General features: G+C 71.8%; 17 protein-coding genes and 6 pseudogenes. 17 read left to right on the top strand and 6 right to left on the bottom strand.

Features of this window, described 5'->3' with window-relative positions; translation table 11 throughout:
- The first annotated feature begins 240 nt into the window (after window positions 1-240).
- From ACFWBB_RS35025 to ACFWBB_RS35015, 3 genes are all read left to right on the top strand, one after another.
- Window positions 241-1,179, top strand: a complete 939-nt coding sequence (locus ACFWBB_RS35025; protein WP_385280873.1) for a PAC2 family protein — start codon at window positions 241-243, stop codon at window positions 1,177-1,179.
- A 183-nt stretch (window positions 1,180-1,362) separates the two neighbouring features.
- Window positions 1,363-1,983: a dephospho-CoA kinase gene (gene coaE, locus ACFWBB_RS35020; protein WP_385280870.1), complete on the top strand. Its 621-nt coding sequence runs from the start codon at window positions 1,363-1,365 to the stop codon at window positions 1,981-1,983.
- A gap of 50 nt (window positions 1,984-2,033) precedes the next feature.
- The gene (locus tag ACFWBB_RS35015) at window positions 2,034-2,414 is read left to right on the top strand and encodes a tetratricopeptide repeat protein (protein ID WP_385280867.1); all 381 of its coding nucleotides are present in this window, start codon (window positions 2,034-2,036) and stop codon (window positions 2,412-2,414) included.
- A gap of 82 nt (window positions 2,415-2,496) precedes the next feature.
- Here ACFWBB_RS35015 and ACFWBB_RS35010 read toward each other — a convergent pair whose 3' ends face one another.
- Entirely contained in the window at window positions 2,497-2,763 is a 267-nt protein-coding gene (locus tag ACFWBB_RS35010) for a DUF6343 family protein (RefSeq protein WP_385280864.1), read from the bottom strand.
- A gap of 240 nt (window positions 2,764-3,003) precedes the next feature.
- Between ACFWBB_RS35010 and ACFWBB_RS35005 the strand changes: the two genes are divergently transcribed.
- The 3 genes from ACFWBB_RS35005 to ACFWBB_RS34995 all read left to right on the top strand — a co-directional run bounded on the left by ACFWBB_RS35005 (window position 3,004) and on the right by ACFWBB_RS34995 (window position 5,412).
- Window positions 3,004-3,687 (top strand): class I SAM-dependent methyltransferase, encoded by a 684-nt coding sequence (locus ACFWBB_RS35005; RefSeq protein ID WP_385280861.1) that lies wholly within the window; start codon window positions 3,004-3,006, stop codon window positions 3,685-3,687.
- A gap of 207 nt (window positions 3,688-3,894) precedes the next feature.
- Complete coding sequence (locus ACFWBB_RS35000) at window positions 3,895-4,383, top strand: DoxX family protein (protein ID WP_385280858.1); 489 nt, start codon at window positions 3,895-3,897, stop codon at window positions 4,381-4,383.
- Between the two features lie 354 nt (window positions 4,384-4,737).
- Window positions 4,738-5,412, top strand: a complete 675-nt coding sequence (locus ACFWBB_RS34995; protein ID WP_385280921.1) for a uracil-DNA glycosylase — start codon at window positions 4,738-4,740, stop codon at window positions 5,410-5,412.
- Here the strand turns inward: ACFWBB_RS34995 and ACFWBB_RS34990 are convergent.
- Window positions 5,409-5,651 (bottom strand): annotated as a pseudogene (locus tag ACFWBB_RS34990) (FCD domain-containing protein); the annotation flags it as partial. The gene ACFWBB_RS34995 and the pseudogene ACFWBB_RS34990 sit on opposite strands and share 4 nt — an antisense overlap.
- Here ACFWBB_RS34990 and ACFWBB_RS34985 point away from each other — a divergent pair.
- The 6 genes and pseudogenes from ACFWBB_RS34985 to ACFWBB_RS34960 form a co-directional block, all read left to right on the top strand.
- Window positions 5,641-6,000: pseudogene (locus ACFWBB_RS34985) on the top strand (aspartate/glutamate racemase family protein); the annotation flags it as partial. The pseudogenes ACFWBB_RS34990 and ACFWBB_RS34985 sit on opposite strands and share 11 nt — an antisense overlap.
- A 52-nt stretch (window positions 6,001-6,052) precedes the next feature.
- Window positions 6,053-6,334: pseudogene (locus tag ACFWBB_RS34980) on the top strand (transposase); the annotation flags it as partial.
- 71 nt (window positions 6,335-6,405) lie between these two features.
- On the top strand, window positions 6,406-6,681 hold the full coding sequence (locus tag ACFWBB_RS34975; RefSeq protein WP_385280927.1) for a hypothetical protein: 276 nt from the start codon (window positions 6,406-6,408) through the stop codon (window positions 6,679-6,681).
- 164 nt (window positions 6,682-6,845) lie between these two features.
- Window positions 6,846-7,235, top strand: a complete 390-nt coding sequence (locus ACFWBB_RS34970; protein ID WP_385280855.1) for a hypothetical protein — start codon at window positions 6,846-6,848, stop codon at window positions 7,233-7,235.
- Window positions 7,236-7,431: 196 nt separating this feature from the next.
- Window positions 7,432-8,163, top strand: coding sequence for a hypothetical protein (locus ACFWBB_RS34965; RefSeq protein ID WP_385280852.1), 732 nt, complete (start codon window positions 7,432-7,434; stop codon window positions 8,161-8,163).
- A 529-nt stretch (window positions 8,164-8,692) separates the two neighbouring features.
- A complete protein-coding gene (locus ACFWBB_RS34960; RefSeq protein WP_385280849.1) occupies window positions 8,693-10,582 on the top strand; it encodes an FUSC family protein in 1,890 nt (629 codons plus the stop codon).
- A gap of 9 nt (window positions 10,583-10,591) precedes the next feature.
- On the opposite strand, the pseudogene ACFWBB_RS34955 reads toward ACFWBB_RS34960, so the two are convergent.
- Window positions 10,592-10,927: pseudogene (locus tag ACFWBB_RS34955) on the bottom strand (endonuclease); the annotation flags it as partial.
- Here ACFWBB_RS34955 and ACFWBB_RS34950 point away from each other — a divergent pair.
- Together ACFWBB_RS34950 and ACFWBB_RS34945 are read left to right on the top strand one after the other, a co-directional pair.
- Window positions 10,915-11,091: pseudogene (locus tag ACFWBB_RS34950) on the top strand (DUF899 family protein); the annotation flags it as partial. The pseudogenes ACFWBB_RS34955 and ACFWBB_RS34950 overlap by 13 nt on opposite strands.
- Window positions 11,092-11,311: 220 nt before the next feature.
- Entirely contained in the window at window positions 11,312-11,488 is a 177-nt protein-coding gene (locus ACFWBB_RS34945; RefSeq protein WP_385280846.1) for a hypothetical protein, read from the top strand.
- A gap of 4 nt (window positions 11,489-11,492) precedes the next feature.
- Here the strand turns inward: ACFWBB_RS34945 and ACFWBB_RS34940 are convergent, their stop codons facing one another.
- From ACFWBB_RS34940 to ACFWBB_RS34930, 3 genes and pseudogenes are all read right to left on the bottom strand, one after another.
- Window positions 11,493-13,406, bottom strand: coding sequence for an ABC transporter ATP-binding protein (locus tag ACFWBB_RS34940; RefSeq protein WP_385280918.1), 1,914 nt, complete (start codon window positions 13,404-13,406; stop codon window positions 11,493-11,495).
- Window positions 13,407-13,637: 231 nt separating this feature from the next.
- Complete coding sequence (locus ACFWBB_RS34935) at window positions 13,638-14,084, bottom strand: hypothetical protein (RefSeq protein WP_385280843.1); 447 nt, start codon at window positions 14,082-14,084, stop codon at window positions 13,638-13,640.
- A gap of 239 nt (window positions 14,085-14,323) precedes the next feature.
- Window positions 14,324-15,046 (bottom strand): annotated as a pseudogene (locus ACFWBB_RS34930) (ATP-binding protein); the annotation flags it as partial.
- Between the two features lie 273 nt (window positions 15,047-15,319).
- Between ACFWBB_RS34930 and ACFWBB_RS34925 the strand changes: the two are divergent.
- From ACFWBB_RS34925 to ACFWBB_RS34915, 3 genes are all read left to right on the top strand, one after another.
- The gene (locus tag ACFWBB_RS34925; protein WP_385280840.1) at window positions 15,320-16,180 is read left to right on the top strand and encodes a helix-turn-helix transcriptional regulator; all 861 of its coding nucleotides are present in this window, start codon (window positions 15,320-15,322) and stop codon (window positions 16,178-16,180) included.
- Entirely contained in the window at window positions 16,181-16,456 is a 276-nt protein-coding gene (locus ACFWBB_RS34920; protein ID WP_385280837.1) for a DUF397 domain-containing protein, read from the top strand.
- Window positions 16,457-16,603: 147 nt separating this feature from the next.
- Window positions 16,604-17,416 carry an SAM-dependent methyltransferase gene (locus ACFWBB_RS34915; RefSeq protein ID WP_385280835.1) on the top strand — a complete coding sequence of 271 codons (813 nt, stop codon included), beginning with the start codon at window positions 16,604-16,606 and terminating at the stop codon, window positions 17,414-17,416.
- The last annotated feature ends 254 nt before the right edge of the window (window positions 17,417-17,670 follow it).

The following is a 17,670-nucleotide window of genomic DNA, read 5'->3' as shown; positions in this document are numbered from 1 at the left end:
CCTTTCGAGGTGCGGGCCCTCAGTGCTGCCCCGCCAAGTCCCCTGCCGAGCCCGCAGCCAAGCAGCCAAGCAGCCAAGCTCCCTGTGCTGTTGAGGAGTTGCACCCCGAGCGAGCCCTCGGGACCGTCCGGCCCGGTAGCCATGAGAAGCCGCTGAGAGTCACCTGATCAAGGTCGTGGTCCGGGAATACCCACCGTTCGACGCGCGTTGGACAGGACGAACACGAGGGGAGCGGTCCAAGTGCTTGATCCGCAGGGTTTGTACGCATGGGAGCCGAAAGGCCTGGCAGTCGTCGACATGGCGCTGGCCCAGGAGTCGGCTGGACTTGTCATGCTCTACCACTTCGACGGATACATCGACGCGGGCGAGACCGGCGACCAGATCGTCGACCGGCTCCTCGACTCGTTGCCCCACCAACTCGTCGCCCGCTTCGACCACGACCGGCTGGTCGACTACCGTGCCCGCCGCCCGCTGCTGACCTTCAAGCGCGACCGGTGGACCGAGTACGAGGAGCCGGCCATCGAGGTCCGGCTCGTGCAGGACACCACCGGTGCGCCCTTCCTCCTGCTGTCCGGCCCCGAGCCGGACGTGGAATGGGAGCGCTTCGCCGTCGCCGTCAAGCAGATCGTGGAGCGGCTCGGCGTCCGCCTGGCGGTGAACTTCCACGGCATCCCCATGGGCGTCCCGCACACCCGGCCGGTGGGCCTCACCCCGCACGGCAACCGTACGGACCTCATGCCCGGTCACCGCAGCCCCTTCGACGAGGCCCAGGTCCCCGGCAGCGCCGAGGCGCTCGTCGAGTACCGCCTCATGGAGGCAGGACACGACATCCTGGGCGTCGCCGCGCACGTCCCGCACTACATCGCCCGTTCGGCGTACCCGGACGCGGCCCTGACCGTCCTGGAGGCCATCACGGCGGCCACCGGCCTGGTCCTGCCGGGCATCGCGCACGCCCTGCGCACGGACGCCCACCGTACGCAGACCGAGATCGACCGCCAGATCCAGGAGGGCGACGAGGAGCTCACCTCCCTCGTCCAGGGCCTGGAGCACCAGTACGACGCCGCCGCCGGTGCGGAAACCCGCGGCAACATGCTCGCCGAACCGGTCGACATCCCGTCGGCGGACGAGATCGGGCAGGAGTTCGAGCGCTTCCTGGCGGAGCGCGAAGGCGAGGGCTGAGCAGCCCGGAGGGCACAGCGGCAGCACTCGAGGGCGAGGCGGCAGTGCTCGGGGACGAAGCGGCGGCGCTCAAGGACGAGACGCGGGCTCGACCAAGGGCACAGCGCACCGGGGCAGCGCACAGAAGGAGCACACAGGGGCCTGTCGGGTGCATCGTCACCGGCAGGCCCTAAGCTTCCGCTCATGCTGAAAGTGGGCCTGACCGGCGGAATCGGTGCCGGCAAGAGCGAGGTTTCACGGCTGCTCGTCGAACGCGGGGCCGTACTGATCGACGCGGACCGCATCGCGCGCGAGGTCGTCGCGCCGGGCACCCCCGGTCTCGTGGCGGTCACCGAAGCCTTCGGCGACGACGTACTCGCCCAGGACGGCAGCCTCGACCGCCCGCGCCTGGGCTCGATCGTCTTCGCCGACCCCGAGAAACTGGCGCTCCTCAACTCGATCGTGCACCCCCTGGTCGGCGCCCGCTCCCGCGAACTGGAGACGGCCGCCCCCGAGGACGCCGTCGTCATCCACGACGTCCCCCTCCTCACCGAGAACAATCTGGCCCCCCTCTACGACGTGGTGGTCGTCGTCGACGCGGCCCCGGAGACCCAGCTCGACCGGCTCGTCCGGCTCCGCGGCATGACCGAGGACGACGCACGCGCGCGTATGGCCGCACAGGCGACGCGCGAGAAACGCCGGGAGATCGCGGACATCGTCATCGACAACGACGTACCGCTGGCGGACCTCCAGCGGCGCGTGCAGGACGTCTGGGCCGACCTCGCGCGCAGGGCGCAGACGCCGCACGGGACCTCTCCGGAATAGCGGCCCTCGCCCCGCGCGTTGAACCCACCGAGCAAGGGAAGGATTTTTCCGTGCCCGATACCAGCGGTTCGACCGGACGTACTCCGGAGACAGACGTCATCGACTTCCGTGCCGCCGAGCATCTGCTCGCCGCACGGGACCCGCGGGGCGCGGTGAAGTTGCTCGACGGTGTCATCGCCGCGCACCCCGAGAACACCGCCGCCCGGCTGCTGCGCGCGCGAGCGTTCTTCGCCGCCGCCCAACTGCGGCCCGCCGAGCTGGAGTTCACCGTCGTCCTGGAGCGCGAACCGGACAACGCCTTCGCGCACTTCGCGCTCGGCCGCACCTATGAGCGGCAGGGGCGCAGCGACCAGGCCAAGCGTCACTTCCGGCTGGCCGCGGCACTCGACCCGAATCCGCAGTACCTCGAAGCGGCGCGCTTCGAAAACTGAGCACAGCCGGTGTCCGGGCGGACCGGCTGTGCTCAGGGCTCGACGGCAGGCAGGCCTCAGCGGCAGTTCGCAGGGTCGGGCCTCAGGGATGGCGGTGTTCGGGCGGCCGGTACGGCGGGATGTCACGGCCCGGCTGATAGTGGGGGCCCTGCCGCCGATGCCTGAGGATCATCGCCAGATCCACGGTGACCACCAGCCACAGCACCCCGCAGGCAGCCGCCCATCCCGGGCGTCCCGCGAGGGCGAACGCGGCCGTCCCGAAGATCGCCCAAGCCAGACCCCACAGGGTCAGCCAGAGACGCATCCTCAGCGCACTGCGCGCTGTCGTCGGCTCACTGCCGGTACGCATCCTGATCACCGCTCCTCCCTGCAACGTACTCCTCGGTCCGGACGTTCTCCAGGGGACGGGGTACCGGCATGCCGGGCAGGGTCGGTTCGCGTCGCAGACGCCGCAGGCCGCACGGCCGGTGTGCTTCATTCCGCCCCCCGGCCAGGCTCGAACAAAGGGGCCGTACCTCGAACGGGTGAACCGGCGAGGATGGGGAACGGCCGCAGACCAGCGGGCCGTTGGACTGGCATGAGGCTGAAAATGCGAGACGGCTACGAGGGAACGGGTCCCGGCGCGATCACCCCGGACGGCTGCGCGGTCGAGCTCTACTCGCGGCTGCCGGTCGGGAACGAGCCGGAAGTCATCACCGCTGCGGTGCCCGAAGGCGCGCACATCCTGGAGCTGGGCAGCGGGGTCGGCCGAGTGACGCACGCCCTGCTGGAGCGCGGGTTCACGGTCACGGCGGTGGACGAGTCCGCAGAGATGCTGGAGCGCGTCCGCGGGGCACGCACGATATGCGGCCCCATCGAGGATCTCGCCCTCGGCGAGACGTTCGATGTGGTGATGCTCGCCTCGTTCCTCGTGCACAACGGGGATGTCGAGGTGCGGCGAAGGATGCTGCGCGTCTGCGCACGGCACCTCGCCAAGGGCGGGTGCGTGCTGATCCAACGGGAGGGAGAGGACTACCACTCCAACGTCCCGCGCCAGCGCGTCGACCCCGGCGGCTTCACGGTGCGGATCGCCTCGACCGAGCCCGTCGGGGACGGCGTCCACTCCGTACTCGCCGAGTACGAGTTCCCGGACGCCGTGTGGACTCAGTCCTTCCGGTCCCGACCACTGACCAAGGAGCAGTTCGAGGAGGCCCTGGCGGAGGCGGGCCTCAGGGTGGATCGCTATCTCACGGAGGACCGGATCTGGGTGAGGGCGGTGCCGGTGACGGAGTAGAGGGGGACGGGACGGGAGGGGAGAGACGGCAGGGAGCGGATCTGGAGGAGGGCGGATCTGGAGGGGGGCGGATCTGGAGGGACGAGGGCAGGGGCGGCCGGAGAGGCGGTGGCGCGAGAAAGCCCGGTGGGACTGCGATGAGTTCGCTGACGGAGGTCGGTCTACCTCACCGACAGCACGACGGACCGCTCACCGCAGGAGACCTTCATGTCCGAGACCACGCCTTCCCTCGGCACCACCACTTCCGCTGCCGCGCCCTCGTCCGATTCGGCTTCGGCTTCCGATCCGGCTTCGGCTTCCGCGATCGCCCGAGCTCGCCGCGCTCGGATCGCTCTGCGGGGCTTGCAGGTGTTCCTCGCGCTCTTCTACGGGATCGCCAGCGCGCTGCCGAAGCTGATCGCGCACCCGTCGGCCTCCGAGGCGTTCGACAAGATGGGCTGGGGCAGCGGGGGCATGTACACCATCGGCGCCCTGGAACTCGCCGGGGCGGTCGCCCTGCTCATCCCCGTGCTCCAGTCCGTGGCGGCGGTGGCGCTGGGGGCGCTGATGGTGGGCGCGTTCGTCGTCCAGATCGTCGTCTTCGACGGCCAGAACGCGGCGACGCCGCTGATCCTGCTCGTGCCACTGGCGCTCATCGCTTGGAAGCGACGGGGGTCGAACGCGGAGCTGCTGCGGCTCGCGCGGCGAAGGGCGTGACGGGCGGGGGACGGGGGGAGGGGAAGGGGGGAGGGGGAGGGCCCCCACCGGTCGGCCCACCCGGCTTGGACTCATTGGGTGCCGCCTTACGGTGGAGACATGGATGCCCCCAAGGCCCCCTCCAGCTTCACCGCCTCCGCCTCCGCCTCCGCCTCCGCCTCCGCCTCCGCCTCCGCCTCCGACTCCGCCTCCGCCTCCGCCTCCGCCTCCGCCTCCGCCTCCGCCTCCGACTCCGCCTCGTCCTCTGCCTCCTCCGTCGCCCCGTCAGCAGGCTCTCCCTCCGAGTCCGGCCCTTCCCGTTCCGCGCTCGCCGAGCTTGATCAGCGGGTCGCGGGCTGTCGGGCGTGTTCTCGGTTGGTGGCGTGGCGTGAGGAGGTCGCCGGTACCAAGCGGGCGGCCTTCGCGGACTGGACGTACTGGGGTCGGCCCGTTCCCGGGTTCGGTCCGCCCGACGCCCGGCTGCTGATCGTCGGGCTCGCCCCGGCCGCGCACGGTGGGAACCGTACGGGGCGGATGTTCACCGGGGACCGTTCCGGCGACGTGCTGTATCAGGCGTTGTACGACGTGGGGCTGGCCTCGCAGCCCACGGCCGTCTGCGCCGACGACGGGCTGGAGCTGTACGGCGTGCGGGTCACCTCGCCCGTGCACTGTGCGCCGCCCGCCAACAAGCCCACCCCGGGGGAGCGGGACACCTGCCGGCCCTGGCTGGTGCAGGAGTTGCGGCTGCTGCGGCCGACATTGCGCGCGGTCGTCGTACTCGGTGCCTTCGGTTGGCAGGCCGCGTTGCCGGCGTTCGCCGAGGCCGGCTGGACCGTGCCCCGGCCGCGGCCCGCCTTCGCGCACGGGGCCCGGGTGCCGCTCGACCGCCCGGACGGCGGCGACGGCGGCGATGGCCTCGATGTCTTCGGCTGCTTCCACGTCAGCCAGCGCAACACCTTCACCGGTCGGCTCACCCCCGAGATGCTGCGCGATGTACTGCGCGCGGCGGCGGGAGCTTCGGGGGCGGGGGGTGCGGCGGGGGTCGTCTAAGCGTCGGCTTCCGGCGCCTCCGGGAGGTTCGGTTCGCCGAACAGGTGGCGGACCGTGGAGCGGTAGTTGGCCTGTACGTGGTCCAAGGCGTGGGCGCGGGCGCGGATGGGGTCGCCGGAGGCGATGGCGTCGTAGAGGTCCTGGTGTTCGGTGAGGAGTTGGGGCCACTCCTCGTTGCGCCTGGTGAGCCATTGCAGGCGGCCGGCGACCGGTTCCATGACCGAGATCAGCAGGGTGTTGATCGAGGACAGTCTGGAGCTGGCCGGGGTGGGCCGCAACTGCGCCGCCGTGGTCGGCACCGGTCTCGGCGTCCTCGACCTCGGCGACCGTGACCGTACCGAGGCGGCCTTTCTGGCGGCCGCCGAGCGGGTCCGGGCGGCAGGGGCCGACGTGCTGGTCCTCGGCTGCGCCGGGGTGACGGGACTGGAGCGGATGGTGGGGGACAGGCTGGGCCTTCCGGTCGTGGACGGGGTGGGCGCGGCGGTGAAGCTGGCCGAAGGGCTGGTCGGGCTGGGGCTGGCGACCGGCCGGGCGGGGAGCTTCGCGAAGCCGGTGCCGAAGCGGAGGGTGTGGGGGGCCGAGCCGTAGGGAGACGAATTCCAGGGACGGTGAAGCACCGGATCAAGGGGACTCCTTGGCCGTGCTGACCGCGCTGAAGAGCCTCGCCCGGCGCGTCCAGGCCCTCACCACCGAGCACAACGCACTCACCGCAGCACTGGACACCGCCGTTACCGAGCAGAATCCGGGCCTGCGTGCCGCTTACGGTGTCGGCCCCGGCACAGCGGCCCAGCTCCTGATCACCGCCGGCGGCAACCCTGAACGTCTGCGCACCGAGGCATCCTTCGCTGCTCTGTGCGGCGCTGCCCCTGTCCCTGCATCAAGTGGCAGAACCAACCGCCATCGTCTCTCGCGGGGCGGTGACCGCGCAGCCAACGCGGCCCTCTACCGGATCGCGCTCGTGCGCATGTCCAGCGACAACCACACCGGGACTACGTGGTCCGGCAGACCGCAGCCGGACGGACCAAGAAGGAGATCATCCGGCTCCTCAAACGGGCAATCGCGCGGGAAGTGTTCCGCTGCCTCACCACAACGGTCACCGTCCCCGCCGTCGCCGACCTGCGACCCGCACGCCAGGCAAGGAACATCACCCTCACCGCCGCCGCCAACCACTTCGGTGTCTGGCCCGCAGTCATCTCCTGCATCGAACGCGGCGTCCGCCGCGACGACACCCTCGCCAACGCCTACCGCGACTGGCTCGAAGCCGCTTGACAGCCAATAGGAGCATCGATCGCTCCGCGGTGGGTAACCGTTGGACAACTCGATCCGGACTGGTCACGCTTCATCCCATGCGAAGCAAATGCCTCGGCCGGTTCACGGGGGCGGACTTCTTAGCGGCCTCGCCGGAAGTTCCGGCGGGCCCTCGGAGGTCCGTCATGTCCCGTACCGTCCACCACGTCCGTCTCCGGCACCGCGTCCACCCTGATCAACGCCATTCCCAAAGTCTCAGCCTCAGCCGGGACACCGGTCACCGGATCACCGAACTCCGTTACAGCGCAGAGGAGCTGGCCCGTGCGCGACGTGAGCGGCGTCGTCCGGTGCCCGACCCGCTGGTGCGCGTGTTCCGCTCCTACACCTTTCCCCGGTCCCTGAACGAGCAGATCGCCGGCCCGTACGAGTCCCGTGCGCGCGCCGCGTTGTCCGTGTTCCGCTCGACCGCCCGTAACCGTCTCCGCGCCGCCCCGCCGGGCGCGCTCCTTGCCGTGGCCGATGACCTGGACCACCCGCCGACCCGCCATCGCCACCAGGACGTGTGGAACGGCTGACGGAACCCCCTGATGCCCTCGGCCGTCCCCTTGGCGCGGGCCGGGCCGGGATGCAGACGGCAGCATCGCGAAACTACGAAGTGCTGATGTCGGTGAACTGGAGGGAACGTTGGGGGCGTTGGGGGGCGGGAGGCCCGGCGTCCACTCGGTCAATAACCCTTTGGGCCATGGTGTGGAAGCCGCTACCGTCTGCGTCGTGGCGAAACTCAATCAGATCATCGCAGTCGAGAAGGGCATCAAGTCCAAGGCCCACCAGGACCTGACCACGGCTCAGCACGGACTGCACAAGCCCGCGCTGCTGGCCGGTATCTCGCGGACCTACCAGCCCAAGGACGAGGAGGGCGAGCAGCTGCCGCCCGAGTCGACCCGGGTGCAGGTGAAGGCCGAGGACGTGCTGCGGGAGACCGCGGCGACCCTGACCCGGCTGTTCGACGTGACCGCCACGAAGGACTGGGCCAACTGCGCCGCCCGCGCGGACGTGAAGGTCGACGGCCGGGTCCTCGTCGCCGACGTACCGGTGTCCTACCTGCTCTTCCTCGAGAAGCAGCTGGTCGACCTCAACACCTTCGTACGCAAGCTGCCCGTGCTCGACGCCTCCGAGTCCTGGGCGCAGGACCCGTCCACCGACGCGTGGAAGACCGAGCCGGTACGGACGCTGCGTACCAAGAAGGTGCCGCGCAACCATGTGAAGGCGGAGGCGACCGACAAGCATCCGGCGCAGGTAGAGGTGTACTACGAGGACGTGCCGGTCGGTTACTGGACGACCGTGAAGTTCTCGGGAGCGCTTCCCGCCCGCCGCGTCAACGAACTGCTGGCCCGTCTCGAGAAGGTGCAGCAGGCGGTGAAGTTCGCCCGGGAGGAGGCGAACGGCGCCGACGTCGTCGACCAGCGGGTCGGTGACGCCGTGTTCGGCTATCTGTTCGGGTAGCCTTCGAGACCCCCCGGTCCGATGAGACCGGGGTGCGCGAGGAGCGCAAGCTGAAGCTGAAGCTTGTCGTGACGAGCGAACCGTACCCGCCGGGTAATCCAGGGACGGATCGCGATGAATCTCAGACTCTCGCTCCAGACTCAGCATTCGCCGCCGATCGCCGGAGCGACCGGGCCCAGGCCCCCGGACGTCGAATTGCCGGTTCAAGTCCGGCCCGCGCAGCTCGATGCGCGGTGGTCCAAAGGCAGGACGCGACGACATCACGACTGACCTGGGTCCTCAAGTGCGCCGGCGTGCGACATGGGTGGCTCGACAGGGGCCGGGGGCAGGCTACGCCCCCGGTCCCGCTCCCGTTTCCGGCCTTGCGTTCATAAAGAACGCGGGATTCGGCCCAGGTGTCACCTCGCTGAAACGAAACCGTCCCACCCTCTCCAAGACCGCCCCGTACCGTGGACACCACAGCTCACAGCTGACCGCCCCGGCCATCGTCGCCCGAAGGCAGACCCCGCCCTCGCCCGACAGGAGCTCCGTGTCACCGCGCCCGCACATTCCCGCTCGCGCATTCACCTCTCTCGCCGCGCTTCCGCCGTGGCTCGCCCACGCCCTGCGCGCCCAGCGCGGGCCCGTGCCCTGGAGCGCGGTCACGCGCGGGGCGCTGGCCGCCGGGCCGTTGCTCCTCGCGTCCGTTCTCGTCGGCCGGACGTCTCTCGGGGTGGTCGCCGCGATCGCCGCGATGCTCGCCGGGATCAACGACCGGCCCGGCAGCAGGCGGACCGCCGTCAAGCGGCTCGGGGCGCCCGCGCTCGCGGGTGCGGGAGGGCTGCTGGTCGGAACCCATGTCGGGGATCACGTCGGGGCGGTCGCGCTGACGGCCGTCCTCACCGGGCTCGGACTCCTCGCCGGCGGGATGAGCGCCGTCGGGCCCGTCGCGTCCGGAGCCGGGACGCAGCTGCTCGTCGCCTCGGCGATCGGGGCCGGGATGCCCGTCCCGGAGGCCGGGTGGACGCGCGCTCTCGCCTTCATCGCCGGGGCCGGCTGGCTGCTCGCGCTGCGACTCGTGCTGCCCACGCCCGGCGCGATGACCGGCGACTTCCGGTTCGACGGCGAACGGGACGCGGTGGCCGGTGTGTACGACGCCGTCGCGGAGTTGCTCGACGCCGCGGGGACCGAACACGCCACCGCCCGCCGGGCCGCGCTCACCGCGGCCCTCGACCACGCCCAGGACGCCCTCGCCGGGCCCCGGCTCCGGCGCTGCGCCGGCTCCGCCGTCGAACGGCGCCTGCACGCCCAGTACGCCGCCGCGCTGCCCCTCGCCGAGGCCGCGACCGCGCTCGCCTGGGCCGCGGAGCCGCTCTCCGAGCGGGCCTCGGCCGGGCCCCGACGGCTCGCCGCCGCCGTACGCGAGAACACGCACACCGGTCCGCTGCCCGCGCCCTCCCGGTCCGCTCCCGCGCTGCGCGCCCTCGACGACGCGCTGCTGCACGCCGCCGACGCCTTCGACCAGGGGAGTGGCGGTGCGCTGCACACCCGTCGGCGCGGCGCCCGTGACCTGCTGCGCGCCGGCTTCGGGGCGGGCGGCCGCGAGTACGGGCTGCGGATCGGCCTCTCCTTCGGGGCCAGTGTCGCCGTCGCGCTGGCCCTGAACCATGCGCACTGGTACGGGCGGCACACGCACTGGTACTGGCTGCCCGCCACGGCGGTCTTCCTGGTCAAGCCCGACCTCGGGCCCCTGGTGTCCCGGGTGCTGTGCCGGGCCGCTGGGACCGTGCTCGGGGCGCTGCTCTTCGCCGGCTTCGCCGCGGTGCTGCCCCGGCCGGAGGGGCTGGTGGCGCTGGTGGCCCTCTGCGGTGCGCTCATTCCCGTCTCCACCCGGCACTTCGCCGCCCAGACCGCTGTCGTCACCGTGCTCGTACTGTCCCTGGTGATGGTCGGCGGGGAGCCCCAGGCATCCGTCAGCCGGATCGCGGAGACCCTGCTGGCCTGCGCGATCGTGCTGATCGTCGGACATCTGCCGATGCCGGGGAGGCGCGGCGGCCAGGTACGCGCCCGGCTCGCAGCCGCCGCGACCGCCGCGCACGCCTACCTCACCCATGTGCTCGACGGCTCCGACGACCGCGCCGCCCGCTGGACCCTGCGCCGCGAGGCCTACCGCGCCCTCGCCGAGGCCCGCGCCGCCAGCGCCCGCGCCGCCCACGAACTGCCCGCCCTCGCCCGGCACACGGAGGGCACGGACGAGGTCGCCGCCGTCCTCGAACGGCTCGTCGACACGACCACCGCCTGCGCCGTCCACCTCGACGACACCGGACGGCTCACCGCACGGCATCGGGAGCGGCTCGCCGAACTCCTCGGTGAACTGGCGGCGGGGCGGGAACGGGTGGGGCTGCGTGCGCCCGTGCCGGATCTGCCCGTGGCCGGGTAGCTCCGCCCGTCAGCCGATCCGCAGCCACACCGGCGCGTGGTCCGACCCCGGCTCGTTCCGACGCGCCGCCGGATCCTGTCCCACCGACGGAAGCCGCAGCTCCTCCTGCGGCACCGCGCCCGTACCCGTGCCCGCCGAGGTCAGCCGGTGGACCAGGCGGTGACCCGTCAGCATGCGGTCGATCAGCTCGCGGCGACCGGAGTCGATCCGCGAGTAACGGCGGTCGGCGGGGATCAGCGGGGCCACGTCCCACAGACGGGCCGCGTCACCCATGTCGCGCGTCTCGAACCCGCGCGTGCCGATCTCGGAGCCGGGCGGGCCGAGCGGGACCTCTGTGGTCGCCGCCGGCCAAGGAGAAGGCGGTGACACGCGCGCGTGAGGCGCTCAACGCCGAACGGCGCGCGCTGCCCACGACCGGGGTCGGCTGGGAGCACGTCTTCGAGGGCTGCGACGGCAACGAGCACGTCTTCGAGGGCGGCGACGGCAAGGCGGGGCTCCTCGACCTCTTCGCGGCCTGCGCTGGGGCAACCTGGCGGTGCGCGCGTCCGTTGTCACGACGAGTACGACTCCTGACACGGAGAGTGCCCGAGATGTTCGTAAGGTGACCGTATCCTCGCGCTCTGCGTTGAACTCGTGTCAACTAGGTCTCAGTCCCGCAACCGGGTGAGGCGATCGACCTCCCAGGAGCGTTAACTCCTACAAGTGCGACGCTCAATCGGAGGTGGCGAGATGGTGAACGGGCGGACCGTGCTCGAGCGCTTTCCCGCGGGTGGGCCGCGGGGCTCGTGGCCTGCGGAGGAGTTCGCGCACGCGCGGCGCATGGAGGGGACGGCCGCCGAGGTCGTCATGGACCTCGCCACGGACACGTTCCTGGTGGTCGTCCGGGGCGGCGACACCGCGCGGTGAGCCGTCAGCCCGCCTGTGACGGGGCGGGCACCTGCACCGTGAACTGCTCGGCCTGAAGCGTGTACAGCTCCGCGTAGACACCACCGCCCGCCAGCAGCTCGTCCGGGGTCCCGGACTCCACCAGCCGGCCCTGGTCCAGGACGTGCACCAGGTCGGCGTGCCGGACCGACGCCAGCCGATGGGTGATCAGCACGACCGTCTGGCCGCTGTCCGCCAGCGCGCGGATCTTCTCGAAGACCTCCAGCTCGGCCCGGGCGTCCAGGGCCGCCGTCGGTTCGTCCACGACCAGGATGCGCCCCCGCCGGTAGGCCGCCCGTGCGATGCCGAGGCGCTGCCACTGGCCACCGGACAGCTCGTGACCGCCGCTGAAGTGCCGGGCCAGCAGGGTGTCCAGACCGCGCGGCAGGTCCGCGACCACCTCCTCGGCGCCCGCCTCGGCGATCGACACGGCCAGCCGTTCCTCGGTGAGCGGGGCGCCGGAACGGCCGATCGCGACGTTGACCCGGGCCGTGAACGGCCACCTCTTGAAGTCCTGCGCCACCATCGCGATGCGCTCGGCCAGCTGGTGCCGGTCGGCGTCCGCCGCGTCCACGTCGTCCCACAGGATCCGCCCCCGGTCCGGCTTGTACAGCCCCGCCAGCAGCTTCACCAGGGTCGTCTTGCCGGAACCGTTCTCGCCGACGAGCGCGACGATCCGGCCGAGGGGGAGCGAGAGGCTGACGTCGTCGAGGGCCGGACGTGCCGACTCGCCCGGATAGCCGAACGTGACGTTCTCGAAGCGGATCTCCCGTGGCTCCTCCGGCAAAGCCGCGCCGCCCACCGGGATCGCCCGGTCGGCCGCCTCCACGTAGAGCCGCTGCAGGTCACCCACGAACAGGGCCTCCTCGTGCAGCTGGTTGACCTCCAGGACGAGGGTGTTCAGGCTCGCGGAGCCGCTGCGGATCGCGATCACGGCCGTGCCCGCCACGGCCAGCGCCATCGTCCCGGTGAGCAGCAGCCCGCCCAGCGTGGCGTACGTGGCCAGCGTCGCCAGGCCCGTCCAGGTCGCCGCGAACAGTCCCGTGCGGGCCGCCAGCCGGGCCAGCCGGGCCTGCTCCGCCTCCGCGGTCTCCGACATCGCGCGGAAGTGCCGCAGCAGGAAGGGACCTACGCCGTGGACGCGGATCTCGGGCGCGGCCGCCGGCTCGGTGAGGAGACCGGCGATCAGATGCCCCGCGCGCGCGTGCTGCACCCAGGTGTGGAACGACTCGTAGCGGCGCCGGGCATTGGTCAGGGCACTCCAGGCGCTGGGCAGCGTCATCGTCACCAGCAGCGGCAGCAGGAGCGGGTGGAGCACGGTGAGGACGCCGGCCGACGCGGCCAGCGAGATCATCGCGTTCACCACGCGCGCGCCGTGGCTGATCATGTAACGGCTGGACCGGGCCCCGTACTGGGCGGTGTCCAGCAGCTTGTGGAAGGCGTGGTCCTCGATCGCGGCGAGCTCGACCGCCGCCGCCCGCTCCAGGTACAGCTCGGTCGCCACCCGTTCCACCTTGGGCTCGAGCCGCCCGGTCGCATACGTCGACGCGGCCCGCAGCAGCGCCCCGGCCAGTAGGACCACGGTCATGACGGCCAGGGCGGGGGCGGCGCCGCGCAGCCGGTCGTCGATCGGGCCGCCGGTGATCAGCCGGCCCAGGACGGTGTTCATCGCGAGCAGACCGACCGCCTGCGCCCCGCCCCGGGCGATCTCGGCGCACAGCACGATGCGGGCGGCTTTCGGGTCTGCCTGCCGGGCCAGGCGGAGGCTGGAGCGCAGCAGGGAGGGCAGCCGAATCACCATGGCGCGGACGTTCAGCTCCAGGAAGGCGTCCCGGTGCTGGTTCCAGCCCGTGTCGTAGCGGAGCGGGCCGCCGAAGAGCAGCCGTTCCGACTCGGACACGTCCCGCTCGTCGAAATCCCGCGGCTCGTGCGCCTTCTCCGTCTCCCGTGCCGTGCCCGCCTCGGCCTCCCGTGCCTCTCCCACCGCCGGCCTCCCCCGATCGCGATCGTCGACGAACGGCCACTATCGCGGGATGTGCCGCGCGCGGGCAGGGCGCGGGAGGGGAGAACCGGGACGCGCGGGCGTGCGCCGGACGGCGTTCCGGAGCGCCTCGCCGGGGGCGGTTGGCTACTACGCGCTGATCGCCCGTGACCAGGTGGGCGTCGCGCCCGTGAGGCGGCACAGGGCCAGGTAGAGGGGGATCGGCGGGGTGTACGGCAGCGTGCCGTCCGGTCGGTGCACGAGACCGGGAACGTGCCGGGTGTCCGGAAGCAGCGCACCCGTGGCGTAGTACGCGGGGGCGGGCCATTCCAGGGCGTAGTCGGAGTCGGAGGGGACCAGCCACCACCAGCGCGCCTCGTCGGCGTAGACGCAGCCCACGCGCGGCAGACGGGGCATGAGCAGCGGGCCGAAGCGGGCGGGGACGGACACCGCGTCGCAGCCCAGCGGGGCCGTCATGCCGTCGGGCACGGTCAGCCGGCGCGGCGGTGCGGGGGCGTCGGCACCGCCAGTCCCGCGCTTCAGACGGACGAGCGTGTCGAGGGTCGGCAGCGGAGCCCGACCGGGGACGGCGCTCATATCCTTCCCCGCTCGCGTCCGTGCTCGGCCGGGAGGGCGCCGGCGGAGTGAGCGGCGGTCAGCCCGTCGCGGCCGGCCTCGAGCCCGCCATGGCCGCCGGGGATGCGGTGCCATTGCGGTGCGACACGGGGGGCCGGACCGTCGGGTGCGGGTGCGGGTGCGGGTGCGGGCTTGGCGGAGGCGGTGGGGACGGGTGCGGCCGACGGTGCGGGGCGCGGTCGTCGTACGGCGGGACCGGTCGCCCCTCGGTGCCACTGCTCGGCCCGCTCGTCCTCGTCACTCGGGCCCTCGGACGGTCCCGGCTTCGGCCGGGAGCCCCAGCCGAGGTCGTTTCGGGGCCCGGCCGGGCCCCGGTGCGGCTCGGCGGGGCCGTCGTGGAACTCGTCCAGCGTGTCGAGGAGCTCGCCGAGGTCGGGGTGGTGCGGCTCGGCGGGGTCCAGGCCCAGGCTGTTGCAGGGCTCGGCGGGAGCGCGCGGGGCCTCGGCCTTGCGCGGCAGGTCGGCCCAGACCAGCAGGCCGGGCCCGTGCTCCTGGGCACCCCAGGCGTGACAGAGGGCTTCGACGAGGATCAGTCCTCGCCCGTGCTCCTCCTCGGGACGCTGCGGGGACGGGTGAGGCTCACCCGGCGCGCACCCCTCGTCGCGCACGGCTATGCGGACCAGGTCGTCACCGTCGCGCAGCTCGCAGACGACGACGTCGCTCGCGGTGTGCACGATCGCGTTGGTGACCAGCTCGGATATGACCAGGGCGGCGGTGTCGCAGGTGTCCTCGCACACCGACCAGCCGGTCAGCCGGGCCCTCGTCAGGCGTCTGGCCTGGGCGGGGGAACCCGGATGGGCGGCCAGTTCGAATCGGAACCGGCGCTCGGCAGCGGCCTGGTAGGGGCCTGCTCCCGCGCTGGCACCGAGACCCTGGGGGCGGCCTGCGGCGGCGTCTGTTCCTAAGGGCGCGGACGGAATCACGCTTGCCACTATCTCCCCGCCGTGCACACTTGGCAAGTGTCACTCTGAAAATTGCAGAGTGCTGTGTGACGCGGTGAGAGGCCGTGGCACACTGCTCGCAACAGCACGTTGAACGGCGCCAGTTGAGATCGCCGGAGATCGGTACGACTCGTACGGATCTTCAAATAGATCTTCGAGTGGCGCCGTAGGGCTGTCGGGATTCTTTCCGTGACCGGCCAGGTCGGGCCTCGTGAGGCCCCGCGCGGCCGGCCGGGCTCTTCGTGGAGGTGGGGCGTGAGCGAACCGCGGTCCGCGCCGACGGTCGGACAGGTCGTCCTCGGTCGGCGTCTGCTGGACCTGCGGGAACGCGCCGGGCTCAAGCGCGAGGAGGCCGCCCGCATCCTGCGCGTCGCACCCGCCACCGTCCGCCGCATGGAGATGGCCGAGGTCAGCCTCAAGATTCCGTACCTCCAGCTACTGCTGAAGGCCTATGGCGTCACCGACGGGGAGGCCGAGGGCTTCGTCCAGCTCGCCGAGGACGCGAACAAGCCGGGCTGGTGGCAGCGGTTCCACGACGTCCTGCCCGGCTGGTTCTCGATGCACGTCAGCCTCGAGGGCGCCGCCGCCCTGATCCGCCAGTACGAGCCGCACTTCGTGCCAGGCCTGCTCCAGACCGAGGAGTACGCGCGCGGTGTCCTGAAGTCCGGCGCCATCGGCCAGACCCGCCCGGAGGACATCGAGCGCCTCGTAGACCTGCGCATCCAACGCCAGGACCTGCTCACCCGCCAGGACGCGCCCCGGCTGTGGTTCGTGATGGACGAGACGGTGCTGCGCCGCCCGGTCGGCGGCCCGGAGGTGATGCGCGCGCAGATCGACAAACTGCTCGAGGCCGCGAAGCTGCCCAATGTCACGTTGCAGGTCGCCCCGTTCGAGAACGGGCCGCATCCGGGCACGTACGGGCCCTTCGTGCTGTTCCGATTCGCCATGCCGGAGCTTCCGGACATGGTCTACAGCGAGTACCTGACCGGCGCCGTCTACCTCGACGCCCGCACCGAGGTGGCGACCCACCTCGAGGTCATGGACCGCATGGCGGCGCAGGCCGCTACGGCACATCGCACGAAGGAGATCCTCCGGGATCTCCGCAAGGAGTTGTGAATGAACCGCATCAAGACCCAGTCCAGGCCGCGGGTCCGCGCTCAGCGGATCTACAACGGCATGCCCGCCCGGGAACTGGGCAGCGAGGGCTGGCACAAGCCGTGGAGCGGCGGCAACGGAGGCAACTGCCTGGAAGCGATGAAGCTCGCCGACGGCCGGATCGCCGTCCGGCAGTCCACCGACCCCGACGGGCCGGCACTGATCTACACCTCCGACGAGATGACGGCCTTCATCGAGGGAGCCAAGGCGGGGGAGGCGGACTTCCTGCTGTCCTGAACAGATCCGTCCTGAACGGATCTGTCTGTCACCTTTTTTCTCAGCCCGTCTTCACCCCTTCGTTCACCCGCCACTCTTATTCGCTCAACTTACTTATTTTGGTGCTGACTTGAAAGCTATCCGCGTCGCATGCTTACGGAGTGCCTCATGACCGGGCAGGACCCCGCCGGAGCCGTCGAGATCGACACGAGTAAGCCCCATCCAGCTCGGATGTACGACTGGTACCTCGGAGGCAAGGACAACTACCCCGTCGACGAGGCGATGGGCCGGCAGATGCTCGCCCTCGACCCACGGGTGCCGGTGATGGCACGAGTCAACCGGGCCTTCATGCACCGCTCCACTCGCTGGCTGGCCAAGAACGGCGTACGCCAGTTCCTGGACATCGGCACCGGCATCCCGACCGAGCCCAACCTGCACCAGGTCGCCCAGCAGATCGCGCCCGACGCCCGCGTGGTCTACTGCGACAACGACCCGATCGTCCTGGCCCACGCGGCCGCTCTGCTGCGCAGCACGCCCGAGGGCGTCACGGAGTACCTCCAGGCGGACGTCCGTGATCCGGACGCCATCGTCGAGAGCGCCGGGAAGGTCCTGGACCTCGGCCGGCCGGTGGCGCTGTCGCTGGTCGCCCTGCTGCACTTCGTCTCCGACGAGGACGGCGCCCACGAACTGGTCGACCGGCTGCTCGCGGCGCTGCCCTCCGGCAGCTACCTGATGATGACCCACGCCACCGCGGACTTCTCCCCCGAGGAGTCCGCGGCGGCCACGGCAAAACTCAAGGCCGCGGGCGTCACCCTCGCGCTGCGCTCCCGCGAGCAGTTCACCCGCTTCTTCGACGGACTCGACCTGGTCGAACCCGGCGTCGCGGTCGTACCCGAGTGGCACCCCGAGCTCGGCGAACCGGTACCAGGACAGGACGACGGCGTGATCCCCGGGTACGGGGCGGTGGGCCGCAAACTCTGAGGGGGGCCGCAAAATCCGAGGGGGGGGCCGCAAGCTCCGAGGGGTGGCCGCACGCTCCGAGGGTCGGCCCACCGCATCCGGGACCGCGTGCCCTGGCCGCATTCGGTGCCGTATGTATGCCGTGGCCGCATCCAGGGCCACCCGTCGTGGGGGGGGGGGGGGGGGGCCACCCCCCACCCAATGCGGCACGCGGAGGGCCCCGCGCCCCCCCCCCCGGGGCGGCGGAGAGAAGCCGCGCCGCGGGGGGGGGGGAA

It is taken from the genome of Streptomyces sp. NPDC060000, assembly GCF_042737375.1.
Lineage (GTDB): Bacteria > Actinomycetota > Actinomycetes > Streptomycetales > Streptomycetaceae > Streptomyces.
This window is presented reverse-complemented; position numbering and strand designations above follow the sequence as displayed.

Bases quoted from the DNA above. Each gene is read 5' to 3' on its own strand.
- coaE (WP_385280870.1), top strand. From the start codon at position 1,363: ATGCTGAAAGTGGGCCTGACCGGCGGAATCGGTGCCGGCAAGAGCGAG.
- ACFWBB_RS34935 (WP_385280843.1), bottom strand. From the start codon at position 14,084: ATGAGCGCCGTCCCCGGTCGGGCTCCGCTGCCGACCCTCGACACGCTC.
- ACFWBB_RS35000 (WP_385280858.1), top strand. From the start codon at position 3,895: ATGTCCGAGACCACGCCTTCCCTCGGCACCACCACTTCCGCTGCCGCG.
- ACFWBB_RS34945 (WP_385280846.1), top strand. From the start codon at position 11,312: ATGGTGAACGGGCGGACCGTGCTCGAGCGCTTTCCCGCGGGTGGGCCG.
- ACFWBB_RS35005 (WP_385280861.1), top strand. From the start codon at position 3,004: ATGCGAGACGGCTACGAGGGAACGGGTCCCGGCGCGATCACCCCGGAC.
- ACFWBB_RS34920 (WP_385280837.1), top strand. From the start codon at position 16,181: ATGAACCGCATCAAGACCCAGTCCAGGCCGCGGGTCCGCGCTCAGCGG.
- ACFWBB_RS34970 (WP_385280855.1), top strand. From the start codon at position 6,846: ATGTCCCGTACCGTCCACCACGTCCGTCTCCGGCACCGCGTCCACCCT.
- ACFWBB_RS35010 (WP_385280864.1), bottom strand. From the start codon at position 2,763: ATGCGTACCGGCAGTGAGCCGACGACAGCGCGCAGTGCGCTGAGGATG.
- ACFWBB_RS34915 (WP_385280835.1), top strand. From the start codon at position 16,604: ATGACCGGGCAGGACCCCGCCGGAGCCGTCGAGATCGACACGAGTAAG.